Annotated in this window: 22 protein-coding genes; 19 read left to right on the plus strand and 3 right to left on the minus strand. The window is 35.9% G+C overall.

The window, feature by feature from the left end; genetic code table 11:
- Window positions 1-17: 17 nt before the first annotated feature.
- The gene (locus IGJ02_RS03920) at window positions 18-1,004 is read left to right on the plus strand and encodes a LacI family DNA-binding transcriptional regulator (RefSeq protein ID WP_430603382.1); all 987 of its coding nucleotides are present in this window, start codon (window positions 18-20) and stop codon (window positions 1,002-1,004) included.
- A 23-nt stretch (window positions 1,005-1,027) separates the two neighbouring features.
- On the opposite strand, the gene IGJ02_RS03925 is transcribed toward IGJ02_RS03920, so the two are convergent.
- Entirely contained in the window at window positions 1,028-2,053 is a 1,026-nt protein-coding gene (locus IGJ02_RS03925; RefSeq protein ID WP_430603383.1) for an immunoglobulin-like domain-containing protein, read from the minus strand.
- Between the two features lie 240 nt (window positions 2,054-2,293).
- Between IGJ02_RS03925 and IGJ02_RS03930 the strand changes: the two genes are divergently transcribed.
- From IGJ02_RS03930 to IGJ02_RS03955, 6 genes are all read left to right on the plus strand, one after another.
- Entirely contained in the window at window positions 2,294-3,787 is a 1,494-nt protein-coding gene (locus IGJ02_RS03930; RefSeq protein ID WP_430603384.1) for a helix-turn-helix domain-containing protein, read from the plus strand.
- A gap of 119 nt (window positions 3,788-3,906) precedes the next feature.
- Complete coding sequence (locus IGJ02_RS03935) at window positions 3,907-4,185, plus strand: YiaA/YiaB family inner membrane protein (protein WP_010760512.1); 279 nt, start codon at window positions 3,907-3,909, stop codon at window positions 4,183-4,185.
- Window positions 4,186-4,319: 134 nt separating this feature from the next.
- Entirely contained in the window at window positions 4,320-6,074 is a 1,755-nt protein-coding gene (gene dnaX, locus IGJ02_RS03940; protein ID WP_430603385.1) for a DNA polymerase III subunit gamma/tau, read from the plus strand.
- A 15-nt stretch (window positions 6,075-6,089) separates the two neighbouring features.
- Complete coding sequence (locus IGJ02_RS03945; RefSeq protein ID WP_010760514.1) at window positions 6,090-6,404, plus strand: YbaB/EbfC family nucleoid-associated protein; 315 nt, start codon at window positions 6,090-6,092, stop codon at window positions 6,402-6,404.
- 1,394 nt (window positions 6,405-7,798) lie between these two features.
- Entirely contained in the window at window positions 7,799-8,395 is a 597-nt protein-coding gene (recR, locus tag IGJ02_RS03950; RefSeq protein WP_010760516.1) for a recombination mediator RecR, read from the plus strand.
- A 153-nt stretch (window positions 8,396-8,548) separates the two neighbouring features.
- Window positions 8,549-10,321: an IS1182 family transposase gene (locus IGJ02_RS03955; protein ID WP_430603386.1), complete on the plus strand. Its 1,773-nt coding sequence runs from the start codon at window positions 8,549-8,551 to the stop codon at window positions 10,319-10,321.
- Here the strand turns inward: IGJ02_RS03955 and IGJ02_RS03960 are convergent.
- Window positions 10,241-10,906 carry an O-methyltransferase gene (locus IGJ02_RS03960; protein WP_430603387.1) on the minus strand — a complete coding sequence of 222 codons (666 nt, stop codon included), beginning with the start codon at window positions 10,904-10,906 and terminating at the stop codon, window positions 10,241-10,243. The two genes, IGJ02_RS03955 and IGJ02_RS03960, sit on opposite strands and share 81 nt — an antisense overlap.
- A gap of 272 nt (window positions 10,907-11,178) precedes the next feature.
- Here IGJ02_RS03960 and IGJ02_RS03965 point away from each other — a divergent pair, with 272 nt between their 5' ends.
- The 12 genes from IGJ02_RS03965 (at window position 11,179) to IGJ02_RS04020 (ending at window position 22,822) form a co-directional block, all read left to right on the plus strand.
- Window positions 11,179-12,921 (plus strand): SpaA isopeptide-forming pilin-related protein, encoded by a 1,743-nt coding sequence (locus IGJ02_RS03965; protein ID WP_430603388.1) that lies wholly within the window; start codon window positions 11,179-11,181, stop codon window positions 12,919-12,921.
- A gap of 165 nt (window positions 12,922-13,086) precedes the next feature.
- A complete protein-coding gene (tmk, locus tag IGJ02_RS03970; RefSeq protein WP_010760519.1) occupies window positions 13,087-13,731 on the plus strand; it encodes a dTMP kinase in 645 nt (214 codons plus the stop codon).
- A gap of 14 nt (window positions 13,732-13,745) precedes the next feature.
- On the plus strand, window positions 13,746-14,075 hold the full coding sequence (locus IGJ02_RS03975) for a cyclic-di-AMP receptor (RefSeq protein ID WP_010760520.1): 330 nt from the start codon (window positions 13,746-13,748) through the stop codon (window positions 14,073-14,075).
- A 1-nt stretch (window position 14,076) separates the two neighbouring features.
- Window positions 14,077-15,027, plus strand: coding sequence for a DNA polymerase III subunit delta' (gene holB / locus IGJ02_RS03980; RefSeq protein WP_430603389.1), 951 nt, complete (start codon window positions 14,077-14,079; stop codon window positions 15,025-15,027).
- Window positions 15,028-15,041: 14 nt separating this feature from the next.
- A complete protein-coding gene (locus IGJ02_RS03985; protein WP_010760522.1) occupies window positions 15,042-15,881 on the plus strand; it encodes a PSP1 domain-containing protein in 840 nt (279 codons plus the stop codon).
- Entirely contained in the window at window positions 15,874-16,221 is a 348-nt protein-coding gene (locus IGJ02_RS03990; RefSeq protein ID WP_010760523.1) for a DNA replication initiation control protein YabA, read from the plus strand. The genes IGJ02_RS03985 and IGJ02_RS03990 overlap by 8 nt, the downstream gene beginning before the upstream one ends.
- An 86-nt stretch (window positions 16,222-16,307) precedes the next feature.
- A complete protein-coding gene (gene rsmI, locus IGJ02_RS03995; RefSeq protein WP_430603390.1) occupies window positions 16,308-17,174 on the plus strand; it encodes a 16S rRNA (cytidine(1402)-2'-O)-methyltransferase in 867 nt (288 codons plus the stop codon).
- Window positions 17,175-17,435: 261 nt separating this feature from the next.
- Window positions 17,436-18,653 (plus strand): ammonium transporter, encoded by a 1,218-nt coding sequence (locus IGJ02_RS04000; RefSeq protein ID WP_430603391.1) that lies wholly within the window; start codon window positions 17,436-17,438, stop codon window positions 18,651-18,653.
- Between the two features lie 11 nt (window positions 18,654-18,664).
- Complete coding sequence (locus tag IGJ02_RS04005) at window positions 18,665-19,006, plus strand: P-II family nitrogen regulator (protein ID WP_010760526.1); 342 nt, start codon at window positions 18,665-18,667, stop codon at window positions 19,004-19,006.
- A gap of 131 nt (window positions 19,007-19,137) precedes the next feature.
- Complete coding sequence (locus IGJ02_RS04010; RefSeq protein ID WP_430603392.1) at window positions 19,138-20,115, plus strand: HD domain-containing protein; 978 nt, start codon at window positions 19,138-19,140, stop codon at window positions 20,113-20,115.
- A 43-nt stretch (window positions 20,116-20,158) separates the two neighbouring features.
- Entirely contained in the window at window positions 20,159-21,295 is a 1,137-nt protein-coding gene (gene dinB / locus IGJ02_RS04015) for a DNA polymerase IV (RefSeq protein WP_010760528.1), read from the plus strand.
- Between the two features lie 108 nt (window positions 21,296-21,403).
- Complete coding sequence (locus tag IGJ02_RS04020) at window positions 21,404-22,822, plus strand: cryptochrome/photolyase family protein (protein ID WP_430603393.1); 1,419 nt, start codon at window positions 21,404-21,406, stop codon at window positions 22,820-22,822.
- Between the two features lie 120 nt (window positions 22,823-22,942).
- Here IGJ02_RS04020 and IGJ02_RS04025 read toward each other — a convergent pair whose 3' ends face one another.
- Window positions 22,943-23,731, minus strand: a complete 789-nt coding sequence (locus tag IGJ02_RS04025; RefSeq protein ID WP_430603394.1) for an SDR family oxidoreductase — start codon at window positions 23,729-23,731, stop codon at window positions 22,943-22,945.
- Window positions 23,732-23,832: the final 101 nt, after the last annotated feature.

Consider the following 23,832-nt stretch of genomic DNA (forward strand, 5'->3'; position numbering starts at 1 on the left):
ATAAGGCAGGTGAAAAGATGGCAACGATCAAAGATATCGCAAAATTAGCAGGAGTTTCGCCAGCTACCGTTTCTAGAGTACTGAACTATGATCCAGATTTATCGGTCGGAATCGAAACTAAGCAAAAAGTCTTTGAAGCGGCAGAAGAGTTAAATTACACGAAACATAAAAAAAATACAAAAACTGCTAAGGGTAAAATCATGTTGGTTCAATGGTACGACGAAGTCGAAGAGTTAGAAGATATTTATTATCTCTCTATTCGTTTAGGTATTGAGAAGAAGGCAGAAGAATTGGGGCTCGAGCTGATTAAACGTTCTTTAGAAGAGCTAGATCATGAGCAAGTAGATGGTATTCTTGCTTTAGGGAAGTTTACTAAAGAGCAAGCTGATTCTTTAGTTGAAATGAATGCCAATTTATTATTTGTGGATTTTGACGCATTGGATTTAGGCTATAATTCTTTAGTCATTGATTTTTATCAAAGCATGTCATCTGTTTTAAACTATCTTATCCAGCATGACCATCAAGAAATCGGTATAATTGCTGGAGAAGAATATACTCGAGGAAGTCACGAGTTACTTGAAGATAAACGGTTACTAATTTTTAAAGAGATGTTGGCACAAAAAAAGTTGCTTAATGAAGCATACATCTTAAAAAGTCCGTTTACTGTTTCTTCTGGTTATGAATTGATGAAACAATTTTTGAGCCAACATCCAAATGATTTTCCAAGTGCTTTTTTTGCTTCCAGTGATGCTTTGGCAGTAGGTGTTCTAAAAGCGATTCAGGAAGTAGGCTTACGGGTGCCAGAAGATATTTCAGTGATTGGTTTTAACGATATCAGTGTAGCAAAATATGTTAGTCCCCCGTTGACAACAATAAAAATTCATACGGAATGGATGGGAGAATTGGCTGTTGAGACGATTCTTTCAATCATTCATGAACAAGCGCCTGTAGCAAGAAAAATAACGATTGCCACAGAACTTATAGAAAGAGCATCAACGAGATAAGTCCTCGTTGATGCTCTTTTAAACTATTTATAAGCAATCACAAATAAGTTGATATCATCATTAACACAGCTTTGTAAGGTGATACGTTCTCCTCCACCGGTGCCTACTGTAAGATCCCAATAGTTGGTTCCTGTTCCTACTTCAGTTCCATAGTCATCTAACTGTAACAATGTACGAACTGTGTAAGTTGTAGGCGCACCATTTGCGTCGGTTACAACAATTTGACTGCCTGCTCCTAGTGAGAAAACAGTAGAGAATACACCTGGATTATGGCCGATAAAATGTGTGTTTTGTCCATCATCGCCAGATTGAACAGCTGCACCGCCCCATGTTGAGGCAACACCCCCAGGATTTGAATCAATTATACTTTGTCCACTCCCTTGTCCGCCATTTTGATAAGGAATCGTTTGACCGTTTAGAGTGAGCGTCATTGCGCTATATGAAGGCTCTGCTGGAGCGACGGGTGCACTGATAGGTGCAGCTTGATCTGTAGCTGTTTCAACAGGCGTAGGAGCTTCTTCTACAGGCGTTTGTTGCACGATTGGCGTAGTTGTTGGTTCACTCTTTGGAACAATGTGGAATGTTCTATCTGCAGCACCAGTATTTCCGCTAGTATCAGTAGCTGTAAAATGTATGGTTTGTGTACCTACAACGGAGGTATCTAGCGTTTGATTTGCGGTTACTTTTTCTGTGACATCTCCATCTTTATTGTCAGTAGCAGTGACTTCTTCATAGATATTAACTTGAGCATTTTGTTCAACAGTTTCTTCAGGTACATTTATCGTTGGTGCAACAGTATCTTTAGTGGCATTCACGGCAACAATTTTTTCTTTCGCTTGTTTTTGCTTTACAGGAGTTGCTAGTTTAACTAATTCTTTGTCTGTTGGCACGTTTTTAACTAAAGTAACGTTCGCTTTTTTTGTTGCACTATTATTGTTGTTTGCTCTATTGGATGCGTCAGTGAAAATATAGCCGCCAATAAATAAAGTAATGCCTAAAATGCTGATGAAGCCAATGAGAATGGTGTGTTTAATTGTGTTTTTTTTCATGTAGAACCCCTCCAAAAATTGTGGTGAGATTTTCCATTTATCGATAAATTTTAAATCCGCGCTTTTATATTTTTATAATAAGACCCACTTTTAAATAAACCAATTGAGTTGCGCTTTGGTTTAGTTCAAAAAAGGGTAGGAAGATGCTATAATTATTGTTAAATAGGGATTTCTTCAAAAAAATCTTAACTACTGGAAAAATTTGAAGAAAAATAAAAAAAGGTGAAAAGAGGAGACAAAATGGAAAGATTATTATCACCATCTATGCATCGAAGAGTCTTGTTGTTGAACTTGTTAAATGGACCAAAAAGCTGGGTCACCTCGGATTATTTAGCTGAAAGTATCAATTGCTCAAAAAAAACGATCATGTTGGATTGTCAGTACATAGAAGATCGCTGGTCAGATTATCTGACGATAGAAACGTCAAGAAAACATGGTATCCGTTTGATCACTTCGCCACATCGTTCAATTCATGAAATTTATATTGAAATTATGCAAGAGTCAAATGCTTTTTCCTTATTAGAGTCAATTTTTTTTGATCCCATGCAGCCTGCATCATTCTGGGAGAAAAATTTATTTTTAAGCAATTCTAGTTTATATCGTTTGTCCAATATAATTAGTTCAGCGTTAAAAGATCGCAATATTCAAATGAGTCGTTCGCCTTATTTTGTTCATGGTAAAGACGAACGACAGATTCGCTATTTTTTTACTTGCTATTTTATTGAGGTATATGGAATTCGAGAATGGCCATTTCATCTAGATCGAGAGAAGGTCTTTAGGTTGTCGAATAAGATCAATAAAAAATTCGAACTAGAATTGAATGATAGTCAAATCGTCCATTTAGCGTATTCAATTGCTGTTACTATTATTAGAGAAAGGCAAGGATTTTTGATTCAAAATAGAAAAGATCCAATCAATAGCTTTGTAAAAACGACGATTGATGTGAAGAAGTATCAAGCTGATGTAGAAGAGATTGCAGCACCATTAAATGTCGTTCTTCCTGATAATTGGTATGAAGATTTTTGTTATTCTATTTTTTGGTGGGATTTTGGTTGGGATAATGAACAGGAGAAGTTAAATGTTATTCATCAAGCTGAAAATTTGGTGACGACAATTAAAGAAGCACTTTCTATCTCTATTTCAGAACAAAGTAGAGTAAGTATTGTTCGTTTGATCGAGTACATCTATGCAAAACACAAGATGTTTCCCTATAAAAAATTTATGGTCTATGATCGTTACTTATATTCTAGCCGAGCAATCAAACAGAACTTTATTGTTTTTACAGAGGTTGTCAAAAAAGCATTAGGTGTGTTGGAAGATAAAATGAAATTCCCATGGAAAAGTATGTATTTAGATAGTATTCTTCATGAAATGGCAATCCGTTGGCAAGACCTTAGCAAACTTACAGATGAAATGAGGCATCAATTATCTGTTTTGGTTTTGAGCGATTTGGGGAAGGAGCATGCTCAGTTACTGAGTTCTGTTCTGAAAGAAAACTTTCGAAACAAGGTTAATCTTTTTGTCCAAGAGAGTCATTTTTATGATCAGCTAGTGGGCGGATCTGATCAAAACTATGATTTGTATGTGTCAAATTATGCAATTGAAACGGTAGCAGAAGAGGTCAACATGATTGTAGAAGACATCCCGTCATTTAAAAATATTACGGACCTACGAAAATATATCGATAAAAGACGATTAGTTTTGCCTAAAGATATTGCTTATTTAAATGTTTGATCTGTTATTTGAATTAATTCTCCAATTTAATTATTTTTTTGAAATTAAAATAATGATTGTCATTTAATAAATAGTAATGTTATACTAAAAAAGTATTATTATATTTAAAGGAGAGAATTATGAAAAAGAAAGCATACAGAAACACACCTGCATTTGTCTTTCTAAGTTGGGGATCATTTGCCTTTTTCGTGGCATTGATGTTGATTGGGTTATACACATTAAAAGAGCCGTTAATGGTTAAAGGCTACTATTTGATGGGATCAGTTGGATTGATTTCTTCCTCTTTTACACTTTCAAAAGTGATCAGAGACAATCAAGAAGACGAAGAACGTTACAATCAAATGTTCCGAGCGAACGATGGAGTAATAAAAAAAGAAGAAACAGATACTCATATTTAATAAATAAAGAAAGTCCTGACAGGAGTCGGGGCTTTTTTTGAAAGAATTTTTTAATGAGTTCGCTTTTTTTAATGCCTTATCCATAAAAATCACGTATAATAGAATATAGTGAAATTTCGAGGGAGGGGTAAATTATGGCTTATCAAGCTTTGTATCGTGTTTGGCGTTCACAGCGTTTTGATGATGTTGTTGGACAAAAAGCAATCACGCAGACGTTAAAAAATGCGATCATCCAAAAGAAAACCTCACATGCCTATTTGTTTACCGGCCCAAGAGGAACAGGAAAGACAAGTGCGGCGAAAATTTTTGCTAAAGCAATCAACTGTAAACATAGCGTAGATGGAGAACCGTGTAATGAATGTGAAACCTGTGTTGCAATCACAGAAGGACGTTTGAATGATGTAATCGAGATCGATGCGGCGAGCAATAACGGGGTAGAAGAAATTCGTGATATCCGTGATAAAGCAAAATACGCGCCGACACAAGCTGAATATAAAGTGTATATCATCGATGAAGTACATATGTTGTCGACAGGGGCTTTTAATGCGTTATTAAAGACATTAGAAGAACCACCACAAAATGTTATTTTTATTTTAGCGACAACAGAGCCACATAAGATTCCGTTAACGATTATTTCAAGAACGCAACGTTTTGATTTTAAACGAATCAGTACACAAGATATTGTGGATCATCTAGGCTATATTCTAAAACAGATCGATGTTGATTTTGAAGAGCAGGCTTTATATGTAATCGGACGAGCGGCTGAAGGCGGGATGCGGGATGCTTTAAGTATTTTGGATCAGACAATTTCATTTAGCGATGAAAAAGTTACATTAAAAGATGCGATGCAAGTAACTGGTAGTTTAACGTATGAAATGATGGATCACTATATTTCAAGCTGTGTAACAGGTGACGTTGAACAAGCATTAGAACAATTAGAGACTATTCTTAGCTCTGGTAAAGAGGCACGAAGATTTTTAGAAGATTTGTTATTATATTGTCGTGATTTACTTATGTTTCAGCAAGCACCAAATCTTTTAGCAGAAAAAGTCGGAAATCTAACAGAAAAATTCAAAGAAATAGCAGGTCAAACTGCAGCTGAGAAAATTTACCAATTGATCCAAATTTTAAGTGATACTCAAAATGATATCCGCTTTACGAACAATGCGAATATTTATCTAGAAGTAGCAACTGTTAAGCTGGCAAAAAATGTTAAAAAACCAGTAGAAATATTGGATGAGGTACAACCAATCTCAACAGCTGAAATCAGCGGATTACAGCAGCAAATCGAACAGTTGCAAAAAGAATTAACAGAGTTGAAGAAAACTGGTGTTGTGGCCAAAGAAGCGGAACCTGTTAAAGCAGTACGAGCTACAAGTAGTAAAAATGCATTACGGATTCCAACTGAGCTTGTGTACAAAGTGTTGAATGAAGCGACAAAAGATCATTTATTGAACGTAAAAAATGTTTGGGATGATCTATTGCAAATGATGTCTGTGACTCAAAGAGCTATGCTCAAAGCAAGTGAGCCAGTTGCAGCTAGTCCAAATGGTATAGTCATTGCATTTGAGTATGAAATCGTCTGTGGCCGAGCCATGGAAGATGAGGAAATGCAGTTAGCAGTTCATAATAATTTAAGCCGTTTGGTGAACAATTATGCACCAGATATGGTTTGCATCACAAAAGAAAGCTGGCCAAAGCTACGCCAGTCATTTATCAGTCAAAATAAAGAAACACCGGGAGATCCAGCAAATGAAGATCGACCTATTAGTAATGAAGAAAATCATTTACTCACAGAAGAAGAACCGGCAGCACAAGTAAACAATCAAGTAGTAGACGAAGCGATCGCGATGTTTGGCGAAGCGCTTGTTGAAGTAATAAACGATTAAGAGGAGACGATAGTTATGATGCGAGGCATGGGAAATATGCAAGGAATGATGAAACAAGTCCAAAAAATGCAAAAAGATATGGAAAAAGCACAAGCGGAATTAAATGTGCGTGAATTTGTTGGTGAAGCAACAAATCAATTAGTAACAGCCACTTTTACTGGTGATCGTAAAATGAAAGACATCTCGATCAAAGAAGATGTTGTGGACCCAGAAGATGTAGAAATGCTGCAAGATCTTGTGATCATGGCAGTAAATGATGCATTGACGAAAGTAGAAAAAGAAACTGAAGCAACTATGGGGAAATATGCTAAAGGAATGCCTGGATTTTAGGACAGGGAATAGCGATAAATGAAGTTGAGATAAATGCTGTTCAAGCATTTGTCTCGGCTTTTTTTTTACTTTAGAATAAAAACTAATCAGCTTCATTTAAATAGTTAGAAATTTTCTTTAGATGGTCGATTAATTTATTGAACGGTTTGTCCCAGCTTGTTGGATTAAATAGTCTTCAGTAGTTTTAATAGCTTCACGCATTAGGTATGAAAGGAAGAAGACCTGTAGCCAAAGACATGGCTGAGTGGACTGTAAAGATGATATTTAACAGACGTTTGTATAAATTGAATAGTTCTCGTACAGGATTAATCGCAACAACAGGAGCAGGATTTACGGGAACCGTTTATCATCAGTAGAAAGGTGATAGGATGAAGGGATTTAAATCAAAAAAAATTTATTCGTAATGGTTATAGTAATAGTATTCTCAATATTTTTATACAAGTATCTACGTCTCTTTCATGCAGAAATCTTCCCAGTTGATAATAAATTTATTATCATAAATGAGTCGTCACATGAAATCAAAGATGTAATGATATATCAAAGTTTAACAGTATCTGAATCCAACTTGAAAATTACTTCAAATGATACACGTCTTGTAAGTTGTCCTAAGTTAAAAGTTAGGGATAAAAAAACGTTGTATTATGATAAGGCAATACCTAGTGATGGAAATCTTGTTCTAGTATATAAAACAAGTGAAGGAAAGCAGAAGTATAAATTTAGTAGTGAATATCTTCCTTATGGTACAAGATGGAGTAAAATGGAGTTTATCACTACTGAGCATGATAATTTTTTCGAGTAAATAGTATTATTTAGATAGTCTTTTCAAAAAAGGAAAGGCTATTTTTATTATTGCTCATGGAAATTTGGAGGATTGATTAAGAAAAAAATAGTTGAAATGGTCTATAGTAGTAAATTATTTGTTGCCTTAGTTAGTAATATATTAATGTGATGCTTAATGATTTTTAATGGTGTTGAAAATACCAACTATATCGAATAAGGATAATAATTACTTTTTATAGAACGAAAAGCTATCTTAAAAAGGAAGCTTTTTTATTTTTAACTGAAAGGTGTGGTAAAATGAAAACCATAACTATAAAAGATATTGAGAGCTATGGTTTTAACTAAACACAAGCGAGAAGAATTTTCTGAAGTGCAAAGGAATATACATTGGTAGAAAAAGGTTGTAACTTAGAATTACGTAAAAAATGAAAAAGAGAAAGACAATCAGCTTAGACATGAGAATGCTAAAATAACTATGCGTTACTATCTCGATAAAATACAAGAAAATGACACGAATGGACTTGAATTATATTCATTGTTTTGTTACCCTGTTTGTTACCTTAACAAAAGAATCATTCTGTGGATGCTTGTTATGAAAGGAATTGTTAGAAATTATGCATTATCCAGAACCCATCGCCAAACTAGTTGAAAGCTACATGAAATTGCCAGGAATCGGCCAAAAAACGGCTGTTCGTTTAGCTTTTTATACATTAGATATGAAAGAAGAAGACGTAAATGCATTTGCCAAAGCGTTGATCAGTGTAAAACGTGATTTGCACTTTTGTAGTATTTGCGGCAACATTACGGAGGAAGATCCTTGTGAAATTTGCCAAGATACAACGAGGGATCGTAGTATTATTTTAGTAGTCGAAGAACCTAAAGATGTTATGGCAATGGAGAAAATGCGTGAGTATCATGGGTTGTATCATGTTCTTCACGGTGTATTATCACCGATGGAAGGGACTGGTCCGGAAGATATCAATATTGCTTCATTGATCCAAAGGCTACATGATGATGAAGTCAAAGAAGTAATCATCGCAACCAACGCTACAACAGAAGGTGAAGCCACAGCAATGTATCTTTCTCGTTTGATTAAACCGGCTGGAATCACTGTCACAAGGTTGGCTCATGGCTTGTCTGTTGGTAGTGATATTGAATACGCAGATGAAGTGACATTACTTAAAGCCGTAGAAGGACGTCGTGAACTTTAAAAGAATAGAAATCAGAGCTTGGGACGTAAGTCCTAACGAAAAATCCAGATATCAGTCAAATTGATTGGCATCTGGATTATTTTTTTGTACAAAAATAAGAACACCTTTGCTAAAATAAAAGTGACTAAACAAATAAACTAGCGAGGTGTTCTTATGTTTAAAAATTATACCACAAATCAAGTTGTTCTTCCTCTAGATTTTAGTTTTCAGTTAGAAAAAAATGATATTGCGTTTGCCATTGATCAATTAGTTGAAAGTATTCCGGAGGAACGCTTTCTTCCTTTTCATCATCAAATGGGACCTTCTTCTTATCATCCGAAAATGATGATGAAGATGATTTTATGTGCCTACACACAATCCGTGTTTTCTGGCCGAAAGATTGAAGCCTTGACGAAAGACAGTATTCGCATGATGTGGCTTACTCAAAGTTATCAACCTAGTTATCGAACCATCAATCGTTTTCGAGTGAATCCTTTAGTGAATGCACTCCTTCGGGAGTGCTTCGTCCAGTTTCGTAGCCAATTAGTCAAGGAACAATTAATCGATGAAGAAGCCATTTTTATCGATGGTACAAAGATTGAAGCCAATGCCAATAAATACACCTTTGTTTGGAGAAAATCCATTGATAACTTTGATAAAAAGCTTACTGAAAAATCAAATTTTCTCTACGATGAATTGTTAAAAAATCAAATTATTCCTGAAATTAAGCGAGAGTCCGCAAAGGAATTATCTGTCACTGAATTAGGCAAGATTGAAGAAAATTTAGCGCAGGTTGTAGAAAAGTTTACAGTCAAAATCGAACAAGCAGAGGATGGAATTACGCGCAAATCAATTCGTTCTAAACGAAAAGTTCCAAAAAAATTAAGGAAACTTTTCAAGGACTTTAAAGAGCGAAAACTCGCTTATCAAAAACATAGACAAATTTTAGGACAACGAAACAGTTACTCTAGAACAGATCCAGAGGCCACTTTTATGCGCATGAAAGATGATCATATGAAAAATGGTCAGTTGAAAGCAGGTTATAATCTTCAAATCGCCACGAACAATCAGTATATTTTAGGCTATGATCTTTTCTCAAATCCAACAGATACTCGAACATTCCGCCCTTTTTTAACCACCTTAAAAGAGCGTTTCTTTGATCTGCCAAACTATATTGTCGCAGATGCCGGCTACGGAGGAGAAGAAAACTATCAAGCGGTTTTAGAGGATCATGAGCGAACACCACTCATCACTTATGCCATGTATCATAAAGAACAGAAGAGAAAGTTTAAACAAAATCCGTTCCTTCCAGCAAACTGGCCGTACCAAGAATTAGAGGATACGTTTCTTTGTCCAAACGGACGGAAAATGAATTTTCGAAATTATTCTATTCGTACAGATAAATATGGATTTAAACGATATTTAAAACGGTATGAATGTGAAGACTGCTCGAATTGTCCTCTTCGAAGACAATGTACAAAAGCGAAGAGTGACAAGAATCGTGAGATTCAAAAGAACATGAACTGGGAATACTTTAAAGCGACGATTCAACAGCTGCTTTCAGAAGAAGAAACAGGGAAACTCTATCGCCAACGAAAAATTGACGTCGAACCAGCTTTCGGACATTTGAAGGCTTGTTTAGGCTTCACTCGTTTCTCTGTTCGAGGAAAACAGCAGACACACAATGAAATTGGATTCGCGTTAATGGCAGTAAATTTAAGGAAATATAGGCTAACTAAGCTAATAAACAAGGATGATTCTCTACACAATCTAAAAAATAGAAGAGCGAAAATCATTTTTTACGATTTTCGCTCTTCTATTTTAAGATTCTTGGGACTTACGTCCCAAGCTCTTTTTTTTTATTCTTTATTTTTCAACAATACTAATAGTAAAACCATCGTAACCTTTTACACCAACGGTTTCTATAGCAGTCGAAGTCAATCTTGAAGAATTGCTCAAATCATCCACAAAAGATCGGACGCCATTCACTCTTCCATCAGAACTAGTTGTATCAATAACAGCACCATCCCGTACAACATTGTCACCAATGATAATAGTACCGGGACGTGCGAGTTGTAGCGCATATTTCAAATAAATGGAGTTATTTTCTTTATCTGCATCAATAAAAATTAAATCGAAAGCAGGTGTCTGAGCTTGTACCATTTTTTCTAAGCTGTCAGAAGCTGCACCTACTAAAATGTTCGTTTTATCAGAAACACCTGCAAGAGCTAAATTTTCTTTCGCCACTTCAGCATGTTTTGTGTCAAATTCAAGTGAGACTACTTCTCCATCGTGACTTAACGCTTTTGCAAACCAAAGTGTACTGTACCCACCAAGTGTGCCAATTTCTAAAATACGCTTTGCTCCTTTGATTTTCGTAAGAAGATACAAAAGTTTCCCTTGAGAAGGGGATACGTCATGGGGAGGTAACTGGTATTTTTGGTTATTAGCCAAAATTTGATCAAAAATAGGATCATTCTCAACCAGTTTTTCAATAAAATAATCATCAACTGCTGCAAATAATTTGTCCAAATAAATCACTCCCAGTTTTTATTGGTGTTTCTACAGTGATTATAGCATGTTTAAAATACTAGGAATACAATGTTTTATGCCTAAACTAAATGAAGATATACTATAGATGTTTTTATAATTTGTTTTTTTAATAAAATAAATACATTATATGCTTTTTATTGTTTTATAATTAATGTTATAAGTGGAATTCGTTTTCATTTGATTTAAAATAAGAAAGAAAATATATTTTTGAAATGGAAATGATGGAAAACTAGATGACAGGGAGATGTAAAATGGGAAAAAAGTATAATAAACTAGGGATGACTTTTATTTTTATTGTCACTTTATTTTTTGCTTTGATTAGTTCAGTTGTGTTTTTCGAAACAAACGCTCAAGGAAAAGAACTAGATGATGTGATTCAAAATGTGAAAATCACCAATGAAAAGGGAGAAGATCAGACCTCATTTAAATCATGGGATATTATTCAGGTTCATATGGACTGGAGTATTCCAAATGGAAGTGCCAAAGCAGGGGATACAACATTGATCGAGCTGCCTGATGCATTAGATTTGGTAAATAGTTTGTCTTTTGATGTGCTGGATGAAAATGGCTCGGTTGTAGCCACTGCTGTTGCGGACAAAGGCTCAAAAACAGTCTTATTAACCTATACTGATTTTGTTGAAACGCATTCCAATGTTAAAGGAACGTTGCAATTTTTAACCCGTTTCGATAAACAGATGATCGATGAATATGGTACGATCAAACTTGTTTTTCCTATTAACAAAACAACTGAAGTGTCTACTGAAATAGAAGTGGAAGAAGCAACCGATGATCCAAATGAAGTCATCAATAAATGGTCTTGGTTCTCATCAGATTCACGTACACTGTATTGGGAAGTTCGAGTAAACGCTAGTGGACAGGAATTTCCTAACGCTGTAGTTACAGATACATTTAAAACGGATAACTATACGTTAGTTCCGGGATCGATTAAAGTAACGTCAGCAGAATTTCCAGATGCTGATAAAGGCATTTTTGATAATCCAGTGAATAAAACAGATATTACAGATCAAGTAACAATCAAGTATCTGTCAAGTGGCTTTACGGTCGATTTTGGTGATATGCCTAAAGGAATCGGTTATCTTATTTCTTACGATACGACGATCGATCATCAAGTACAAGATCAAGAAGAATTTTCTAATCTTGCTACTTTAGAAAGTAATCAAGTAACAATCGATTCAAAAGAGTCTAAAACACAGTATTCCGATGGAAGTGGAACTGGAACAGGTGAAGTATTCACTATTCAACTATTGAAAATATCAGAGGAGGGTGCTGTTTTAGCGGGTGCTGAATTTGATGTCTATAAAGATTCAACTAACGAGCAAATTGGTCAAATCATCACGAATGAACAAGGTGTGGGTGAAATTACTAATTTACTACAGGAAGACTATACCTTGATAGAGACGAAAGCACCAATTGGTTTTATAATAGACACCACGCCGATTCATATTTCTTCAAGTGATTTTCAAAATAAAATAGCTTTTAAAAAAGTGATCAATAAAGCTGAAGCAGTCCGAGGGAGTGTCCAACTGCTAAAAATCGATCAAATGACGAAAGAAGCCTTAGCAGGTGTTGTATTTGAGCTTCAAGATCATAATGGAAATACACTTCAAACTGGATTTACGACAGATAAAAATGGTCAGCTGATCGTTCAAGATCTAGCACTTGGGAAATATCAATTTATTGAAACACAGGCTTTAACAGGCTATATTTCAACAAAAGAACCAATTCCTTTTGAAATTACGTCGGAACAAACGGGACCATTAGAAGTCATCGTCGAAAATAAAAAAGCAGAAACATCTAAACCTCCACAAGATAGCAGTGAGAATAATCCTGTAGAGAAAAATAATAACAGTGTGCCAAAAGACAAGACTTTGCCTAAAGCTGGGGAAATCACTATGAATTATTTATTCTTCCTTGGCAGCCTTTGTTTGAGTACTATAGTTGTTATTCTTTTTAAAAAAAGTAAAAGAATGTAAGTAAGGCAAATAGAAAATATAAAACTGAGCTAAAGTCTATTAAAATTTAGCTCAGTTTTATATTTTATCAGGAAATTTTTAATAATAAGGAATTCAATTAGACTCATTGTAGTAGATAAAGTATAATAGATAAAAGGAATCAAAGTAAGTAAGGGGATTAGTAAAGTGCAAGGTATTTTTATAACGATCGAAGGACCAGATGGCGCAGGAAAGACAAGTGTATTGAATGAGTTATATCCAAGGCTGGATCTGGCAGCAGAAAGAAGCATTATTAAAACAAGAGAACCTGGCGGAATTCCCATTGCTGAGAAAATTCGTCAAATCATCCTAGACCCGAAAAATCAAGAGATGGATGAGCGGACAGAGGCGTTGCTTTATGCGGCTGCTAGACGTCAGCATTTGATGGAAAAGGTTTTGCCGGCTTTGGAAGAAGGTAAAATCGTTTTGTGTGACCGCTTCGTAGACAGTTCTTTAGCCTATCAAGGCGCAGGCCGACGGATTGGTGTTGAAGCAATAGCTACAATCAATGAATTTGCGATCGAAGGAACCGTACCTGACTTTACGATCTATTTAGATGTAGATTCAGATACAGGATTGAACCGAATCAAAAATCATCGCCAACAACAAATTGACCGATTAGATTCAGAGGGGCTTGAATTCCATCAACGAGTTCGCCACGAATATTTAAAATTAGTAGAAGAAAATCCAGAAAGAATTACCAAAATCGATGCCAGAATGAGTTTGGAAGATGTTGTTGAGGCAACCTTTCAAGCAATCGTAACCCGTTATCCAGAATACTTTAGAAAATAGGAAGGTGACCGAATATGAAAATTATTTTAGCGATTGTCCAAGACAAAGATAGTAACCGTTTAGCCAATGAATTTATTGATGCCAATATTCGTGCAACCAAACTTTCATCAACAGGTGGCTTTTTAAAAGCAGGTAACAGCACATTTATCGTCGGAATCGATGATGATCGTGTTGAAGAAGCATTGGAATTAATCAAAAAAACATGCCAGTCTCGTAAACAATACGTGTCAACTCCTGTAACACTAGATATTACGATGGATGGACAAGTCCCTTATCCTGTCGAGGTTGAGGTGGGAGGCGCAACAGTCTTTGTTCTTCCAGTAGAAGGATTCCATCAATATTAAGATGAATGAAGCACAAGTATTAAAGGAACAACAACCGTTGCTTTACCAGCAACTTCAAAAAAGTTTTGAGCATGGTCGTCTTGCCCATGCTTATCTTTTTGAAGGCGATACAGGAACTGGTAAAAAAGAATTTGGTTTATGGATGGCAAAACACATTTTCTGTACCAATCGAATAGATAACAATCCTTGTAATCAATGCAACAATTGCTTGAGGATCAATGAGAATGAGCATCCTGACGTATTACGAGTCGCTCCAGATGGCCAAACGATCAAGGTCGATCAAATCAGAGCATTGAAGGCAGAGTTCAGCAAAAGCGGTGTAGAGACGGCTCAGAAAGTTTTTCTGATTGAACAGGCAGATAAGATGAGTATTGGTGCAGCAAACAGCTTATTAAAATTTCTGGAAGAACCAGAAGGAAAAGTCTTAGCGATTTTAGAGACGACGTCGTTAGCAAAAATTTTACCAACGATCCAATCACGTTGTCAGGTCCTTCATTTTCAACCTTTAGTTAAAGAAAAACTAGTTCATGCTTTGATAGGATCTGGAATCAACAAAAATACAGCGATTCTTTTGGCAGAACTCACCAATAGTTTTGACAAAGCAGTTGAAATCTCTCAAGATGAATGGTTTAATGAAGCTAGGGAAATTACTCAACAGTGGTTTGATTACATGACAAAAGATGATTTGCAAGCTTTTGTCTACGTTCAAAAAAAGATGATTAAGATCTTTAAAGAAAAAGATCAACAAGCGTTGAGTTTCGATTTATTACTTGCCTATTACCGTAAACAACTCACTGAAAGTGTAGCAACTGGTCAGCTCAAACGTGTGACAGAGCAACAGGCACAGCGAGTGGAACTGATTTTAAAAGCACGTCAAAAGTGGGAAGCGAATGTCAGCTTTCAAAGTGTTTGCGAGCAATTAGTAATACGAATGATTCACCCTAAAACATAAATAGGAGGATGAAAATGGTAGAAGTAGTAGGAGTTCGCTTCCGTGAAGCAGGTCATATCTATTATTTTGCTCCTGGAAAATCAGAGTATTTTTACAATGATAAAGTACTTGTGGAATCACAGCAGTCTAAACAGCTTGCCACAGTTGCGATACCGAAAAAATCTATTGATCCGGAAGATTTACCTGAGGAATTAAAACCCATTTTAAATAAAGCATCAGAAACAGATTTAGAAAAAGAACAAAAGAATGTAGATGATGCCAAAGCTGCATTAAGTGTGGCCAAAGAAAAAATCCGAGCACATGAATTAGAAATGAAATTGATTCGTGTTGAATATACGTTTGACCGCAGCAAGATGGTTTTTTATTTTACAGCAGATGGTCGAATCGACTTTCGTGAGCTAGTCAAAGATTTAGCAGCAATTTTCCGTACGAGGATTGAATTGCGTCAAATCGGTGTCAGAGACGAAGCGAAGATTTTAGGTGGGATCGGTCCGTGTGGTAGACAGTTATGCTGTTCGACTTTTTTAGGTGACTTTATGCCAGTATCGATCAAAATGGCAAAAGATCAAGGCTTATCGTTGAATCCAGTAAAAATTTCTGGTTTATGTGGGCGCTTGATGTGTTGTTTAAAATACGAAAATGATGAATATGAAGCAGCGAAAAAAGAGTTACCTGATTACGGTAAAGATGTGATCACACCAGATGGAAAAGGCCGAGTAGTCGGTTTGAATTTATTGAGCCGTATCATCAAAGTCCGTTTAGTTGGACGTGAAATAGCAGTAGAATATGATTATGAAGAGATCAAAGAAGCAACACAAAAAGCTCAAGCCGAAAAAGGTGATCACAATGGATAAACGTTCTTTATACGATGGTCTGAGTTCTTTAGAGACGGATCTACAAGGAACTTTGGGACAATTATCAGAAATTAAAGAAGCACTTCACGAGTTAGTTGAAAAAAATACGACACTTGAAATCGAGAATCAACGCTTACGGGAACATTTGCAGGAATTGACTAAACTAGCCAGCGACTCAAATGATCCAGCTAAGCAGGAGTTATCTAAATCTCGAATGAATTTGGAAAAACTTTACGAAGAGGGGTTTCATGTCTGCAACATTTTATATGGTTCACGCCGTGAGAATGATGAAGAATGTGCATTTTGTTTAGATGTTATTTATGGTGAACGATACAAATAAATGTTAAACAAATCAAATTTAGAGGCTGTGACAAAATCTGTCTCAGCCTCTTTTGAGATTAACCTAAGCGCTGAAAAGGAGTAATTATGCAAAAACAAAAAAGTTTTGATTCATCTAGCATTGGGCAACTATATTTGGTGCCCACACCAATCGGAAACCTAGAGGATATGAGCTTTCGCTGTATTAATATCTTAAAAGAGGCAACGATCATTGCGAGTGAAGATACCAGAAATACGCAAAAATTACTAAATCACTTTGAGATCTCAACTCCTCAAATTAGTTTTCATGAGCATAATTATAAAGAACGGATTCCACAGTTTATAGAACGTTTAGAGGCTGGTGAAATGATTGCTCAAGTCAGTGATGCGGGGATGCCTTCCATTAGTGATCCAGGTCATGAATTGGTTGAGGCATGTATCGAAGCTGGAATCAAAGTGATCGCTTTACCTGGACCGACAGCAGGAATCACAGCACTGATTGCTTCAGGACTGTCACCGCAGCCATTTACATTTTATGGCTTTTTACCTCGAAAGAAAAAAGAACAAATTGAGGTTTTAGATAAGTTAAAAACAGCAGTACCAACGCAAATTTTTTACGAATCACCTCATCGAATTGCCACAACAATAAAGCATTTTTCAGAAGTTTTTGGAGAAGAACGGAAGGCTGTGATTTGCCGTGAATTGACGAAGCTCCATGAAGAATACCTTCGTGGTACGTTGGCTGAATTGAGGGATTACTTGGCGGAACACACATTAAAGGGAGAATGCTGTATTTTAATCGAAGGGGCTGACGGAGCGGAATCAGCAGAAAATGCCGATTTAGAACTTTCGATCAAGGAACATATTGAAGTATTGATGAATACTGGAAGTTCTTCTAAAGAAGCAATCAAAGAAGTTGCTAAACTTCGCGGATTGAAAAAACAGGATGTCTATAAAGAGTTTCATGTAGATTAAATTGAATACTGGGAAATAAGCTGATGTCAAAAATCAGTTTATTTTTTTATCCCATAATTGGTTTGTTCGCTTGAGCTTGATAATATGTTGAAAACGTTATATTGGTATAGATGTTATTTTTTATAACGCGAATTGTCAGAAAAATGAAATTATTTTACTTGATCAAGGGATTTTTACTAGGATAATTTAAAAAACGATGCTAAAATAACCGACAAAGCTAAAATGAAGGTTGGCTTAATTTTTGAATTGGAGGGGTTTGTTATGGAAGCAGGAAATATTGCATTTATCATGATTTGTTCTGCGATGGTCTTTTTGATGACACCAGCTTTAGCATTTTTTTATGGCGGGTTAGAACGAAGAAAAAATATTCTCAACACAATGATGATGGTGATTTGCGTGATGGGATTGGCTTCAGTTCTTTGGATCATACTAGGTTATTCGATGTCTTTTAGTGGGGATAACTTATTTGTTGGTAACTTTGATAAGCTATTTTTTAATCAAGTTTCAATGACGAAAGGGGATACGATTCCAGAAGCATTATTTGCTGGTTTTCAAATGATGTTTGCGTTGATTACTACAGCAATTATTACAGGTGCTGTGGTTGGGCGGATGCGTTTTTCTGCGATTTTTCTATTTATTGCTATCTGGTTGATCGTTGTGTATTACCCAATGGCCCATATGGTTTGGGGCGGAGGCTTTTTAGATGAAATAGGATCGATCGATTTTGCGGGGGGAAATGTGGTTCATATTAGTTCAGGGATTTCAGGGCTTGTACTAGCTATTGTTTTAGGGCAACGTCGTGAATATCGCCAAACAGAGTATCGTCCACATAACATACCGTTTGTTGTTTTAGGTGCTGGTTTACTTTGGTTTGGCTGGTTCGGGTTTAATGCTGGGTCTGCATTAGCAGCCGACGGGTTGGCGATCCACGCAATGCTTACGACAAATACAGCAGCCGCAAGCGGGATGCTTTCATGGATGCTGATTGAAAAATTGGCGATTGGAAAACCTACAGTAGTCGGTGCTTGTACAGGTGCTGTCGTGGGCCTAGTTGCGATTACGCCAGGTGCTGGTTTTGTTTCTCTTTGGAGTTCATTTGTTCTAGGCGCATTAGTCAGTCCGTTTTGTTATTATTTTATTTCATTTGTTAAACATAAATTTGGGTATGATGATGCACTTGATGCATTCGGTTGCCATGGTGTCGGTGGAATTTTTGGTGGGGTCATGACTGGACTATTTGCAGATCCTGCTGTTGGAGGTAAAACTGGATTGATCTATGGTGGAACGGAACTATTTGTGGCCCAAGTCGCTAGCATTGCTTTTACGATTGTATTTGCTGGGGTCGCTAGTTTTCTTATTATCAAAGGGATTCAATTATTCATGCCGATTCGAGTTTCTGCAAAAGAAGAAGCACTGGGATTGGATCGAATCGAACATGACGAAACAGCTTATCCGACATTTATGGGACTAGATTCATAGGAGGAAAACAGATGAAAAAAGTAGAAGCAATCATCCAGCAGGAAAAACTAGAAGAGCTGAAAGTTAAAATGGCTGATAGTTTTGAAGCACTAGGAATGACCGTAAGCCAAGTTTTAGGATTTGGAAACCAAAAAGGGTTAAAAGAATTTGTTCGTGGTCAAGAAATCATTACAACACTGTTGCCTAAAGTGAAAGTCAGTTTTGTTGTTTTAGACGAGGAAGTGGAAGAGATTATTTCTTTGATTTTGGCTATTTGCCAGACTGGAGAAGTAGGAGATGGTAAAATCTTCGTTTACAATGTAGAAGAAGCGATTCGGATTAGAACGGGTGAACGTGGCGCACAAGCAATATAAATTATTTTTACTTAAGGAGTAGAGCTGAAAGGGCACTATTCCTTTTTTTATTCAAATAAAATAAGTTGTAAATGAACAAATGTTCGTATATAATGTGTATAAAATATAGCTGATTTTTAAAGGAGAAAAAAATGATTGTTGAGGATGTTCTATATGGTTCATATGAAGTTGAAGAAGTTCTAGCAACATTGATTTTATCAGAAGAGATTCAACGGTTAAAGGATGTTCATATGGCAGGACCAGCATTTTTGATTAATCCAACTTGGAATGAAACCAGATATGAGCATTCTATCGGTGTTATGTTGTTAATCAAAAGATTTGGTGGAACAATAGAAGAACAAATTGCAGGGCTGCTACATGATGTGTCTCATACCGCATTTTCACATGTGATCGATTTGGTTTTATCTAATAAAACAGACGATTATCATGAGCAAATCAAAGCAAAATTGATTGAAGATTCTGCAATTCCTGCCTTATTAAACCAATATGGATTTGATTATCGGCAGATTTTATTTGATGACGAACAATGGGGATTATTGGAACAAAAAGCACCGTTACTATGTTTTGATCGGATTGATTATACCTTGCGTGAAGTTTATCGCTATTTTTCCGTTCCATTACAAGAAATTCAGTATTTTTTGAATTCAATCAAAATCATTAAGAATCAAATTGTTTTAGAGTCAGTTTATTGGGCTGATTGGTTTATAGAGCAGTATCGAAAAGTAGTAATCGACTTTTTTTATGATCCTCAAAATAGTTGCAGCTATGAGTGGATGTCAAACGCAATCCAGCTTGGACTAGCAAATGAAGAAATTACGTTAGCTGATTTGATGATGACAGATTCAGCTTTTCTCAAGAAGTTAAAATCAACAGGTTCAACTGAAATCCTGCAATTATTGGGCAATATGGATCATCCACCGGAATATCGGGTTTGTTCCAGCGAGGATGATTACGATATCCAGCAGCAGAAGAAAATAAGATTTGTTGATCCCTTAGTAACATTGCCTGATAAGATTGTTCCAGTATCAACGGTTTCAAAAACGGCTCAGGTAAAGATCGATGAAATGCTTAATGAGAGTAAAAAAGGAATTTTTATTAAATTTGATTAAGGAATAAAAGTATACCGACCTAGTTGAAAGGAGGATGGCGAGTATGATAAGTGAACTACGTTTTCCCTTAAAGAAGGATACTTCTCGTAAGATAATTCATATCGACATGGATGCTTTTTTTGCTTCTGTAGAAGAACGTGACCATCCAGAACTAGTCGGACATCCATTAGTGATTGCACGCCATCCAAGTGATACAGGTGGTAAAGGTGTTGTGACTACTGCAAATTATGAAGCGCGTAAATTCGGAATCCATTCTGCAATGAGCGCTCAAAAAGCGTATGAATTATGTCCAGATGCTATTTTTAAACCAGGAAATTATGAAAAATATTCTGAAATTTCTAAGCAAATTCGAGAGATTTTTCATCGCTATACAGATATTATCGAACCCGTTTCAATAGACGAGGCGTATTTAGATGTCACAACAAATAAAATCGATAGTAAATCAGCAATAAAGATTGCTAAATTGATTCAGTATGATATCTGGAACGAATTGCATTTAACTTGTTCAGCAGGTGTCAGCTACAACAAGTTTTTAGCAAAATTAGCGTCTGATTTTCAAAAACCTAAAGGTCTAACGGTTGTGATGCCAGATGATGCAGAAACTTTTTTAAAAGCTTTACCGATTGAAGCATTTCACGGAGTAGGAAAAAAAACAGTTCCTAAAATGCATGATTTAGGTATTTATACTGGGGAAGATCTATATAAACAAGATGAGATGGAGTTGATCCGTAATTTTGGTAAAATGGGGTATTCTCTTTATCGGAAAGTTCGTGGAATCCATGATTCACCGGTAAACATAACAAGAGACCGTAAATCTGTGGGCAAAGAGCATACATATGGAACACCGTTAACGACTGAAGCACAAGTAACTGCTCAATTAAGACAACTAGCACAACGAGTAGAAGAGTCGTTAGAGCGGGTCCAAAAACATGGAAAAACAGTCGTTTTAAAAGTTCGTTATGCTGATTATACAACAGTGACGAAACGTCGGACTCTGCCAGAATATATTTCAAAAAAAGAAGAATTATATTATCAAGCTAACTTGATTTGGGAGGAAATACTTGGTCTCGAACAAGGGATTCGGTTACTAGGGATAACGTTGACTAATCTTGATCCGATGGCTTATGAAAACATGGTATTGCCTTTATGGGAAAAGATACAGACTGAAGAGGATGAATAGCTTAAAGACTAATTTATGCTGATATTTTTAAATCAAACAGCTTTAAATTTTCGTGATAAATCAATATCTATGTTACGATTTATTCAGAAACACGAAAGGAAAAATTCAATGAGCAAAACAATTATGTGGTTTCGTAAAGACCTTCGTTTAGATGATAATACAGCATTTAATAAGATGCTAGAAGATAGTCATGATACAGAGGAACTAATTTGTCTTTTTCAATTGAATCCGTTGCAATTTTTAGAAGATAGTTACAATCATGATGCTTTTTTCTACACGTTATCAACATTTTATGAACATGCTAAAACAAATAATATAGAGCTCCATTTTTTATACGGGAATGTGGAAGAAAAATTTGCAGAATTAAAGAATGCTTTTCAAGATTGGAATACAGTATATTTCAATAAAGATGAACGTGGTTTCGGCAGAGAACGGGATCAAATAATGACTACTTTTTTTGAAAAGAACCAGATTCAAGTGTGTTCATTTCAAGATAGTCATATCCATGGTGTTGAAGAAATTAAAAAGCCAACAGGTGAAAGCTACAAAGTTTTTACACCTTATTTCAGAAAATGGCTAACAATGCCTAAACGAATGTATCAACGAACAACGAAGAATGATCGGTCATTTAAAAAGCTGAAGCACCCATTATTTGATGAGGGAAAAAAACACTTTAACCAGATTGTTGAAAAAATAGAATTACCCTTTGATTATGAATGTGGAGAAGTTGCAGCTGAGGCTTATCTGAAAGAATTTATAAAAAGTCACTTACATAATTATCAAAAAGGGAGAGACTATCCTTTTTCAAATCAAACAAGTAAACTATCAAGGTTTTTAAGAACAGGGGAATTATCCATTCGTAAAGTTTGGTATGCTCTAAATGCTGAACCAGATTCGGATGGTCGTCAAACATTTATCTCAGAACTATGCTGGCGTGATTTTTATAATATGATTTATTTTGAAAATCCTAAACAAAAAACACAAGAGATCAAAGAGAAATATCGACAACTGCAATGGAGTTATAATCGAGAATCGTTTGAGCGATGGAAAGAAGGAAAGACAGGTTTTCCAATCGTTGATGCTGGAATGAGACAGCTCAATCAAACGGGGTGGATGCATAACCGTTTGCGAATGATCGTGGCATCATTCCTGACGAAAGATTTAATGATTGATTGGCGGATGGGAGAAGAATATTTCCAGCAAAAATTAATCGATTATGATGCTGCAAGTAATATTGGTGGTTGGCAATGGGCAGCGTCTACAGGAACAGATGCAGTTCCTTACTTTCGAATATTCAATCCCACAACACAAAGTGAAAAATTCGATCCTCATGGAGAGTTTATCCGTCAGTTTATTCCAGAATTAAAAGATGTGCCAAATAAATATATTCATGAGCCAAGTAAGATGCCAGCGGAACTCCAAAATGCCATAAATGTTTCTATGGGTAAAGATTACCCTGATCCAATCGTTGATCATAGCAAAATTCGTTCAGAGATTCTTGCATTTTTCAAGACAGCTTCATCTTAGGATGAAAGAAAAAGTCAGTTAGTTTTGTTGCGCGCACTAAATTCGATTAAACAGCGAGAAAAAGTAGCTCCTAGAAATAAATTTCACCTTATTTCTGGGAGCTAAACACTTTTTTCCATATTAAAGTAAAGATTCTGCTCCATCTACGTAAAGCTCAGTTCCAGAAATATTAGCCGATGCATCAGTTGCCAAAAATAAAACAGATTGCGCAACTTGTTCACTAGTTCCAGTTTTATTTTTTAAAGGACGATCGCCTTCAGGAAATTCCACTTTGATTTCAACTTCTTTTAATTCATCTGAATAGGTTGTTTTTTCATTGATGGCTGTGTCGATAGCACCAGGACAGATGGCATTAACCCGAATGTTATAACGCGCAAGTTCTAGGGCAGCCATCTTTGTAAAGGCAACTTGCCCAGCTTTTGAAGCACTGTACGCTGATGCACCAAAATTATTAAAAATTCTAGTCCCGTTGATAGAACTTGTGATAATAATTGAGCCACCGTTCTCTTTCATATGGGGAATCGCAAATTTTGTGCATAAAAAAGTACTACGCAAATTAGTGTTTATTGTACGATCCCATTCATCAATTGTTAAGGTTTCGATGGGAGCCCAAGTTCCATTTATTCCTGCATTACTGAAAAAGATATCCAAGCCTTCTAGACTATCAGTTAATTCGTCAATTGCTTTTTTTAAGCTAACTTCATCGGTTACATCCACACTTCTGTAGTAGCATTCATGACCGCTTTGCTTAAAATCTTTAGAAATGGTTTCTAACCGTTTTTTGTCAGCGTCAATTAAACCTACGATAAATCCTTTTTCGATAAATAATTTGGCTGTAGCATAACCAATTCCCGAAGCAGCCCCCGTGATGATCGCTTTTTTTACAGATGATGACTGATTTTTTGTCATAATAGTTTCCTCCTTATTTTTTGTTTGAGTGTATTCAAGAACGAATTATTCTATTTTTTTATTGTAATATACATATAAAAGATGAGCCAATAATTCGATAA

The organism is Enterococcus sp. DIV0724b, assembly GCF_050531475.1.
Taxonomy (GTDB): Bacteria; Bacillota; Bacilli; order Lactobacillales; family Enterococcaceae; genus Enterococcus_L; species Enterococcus_L haemoperoxidus.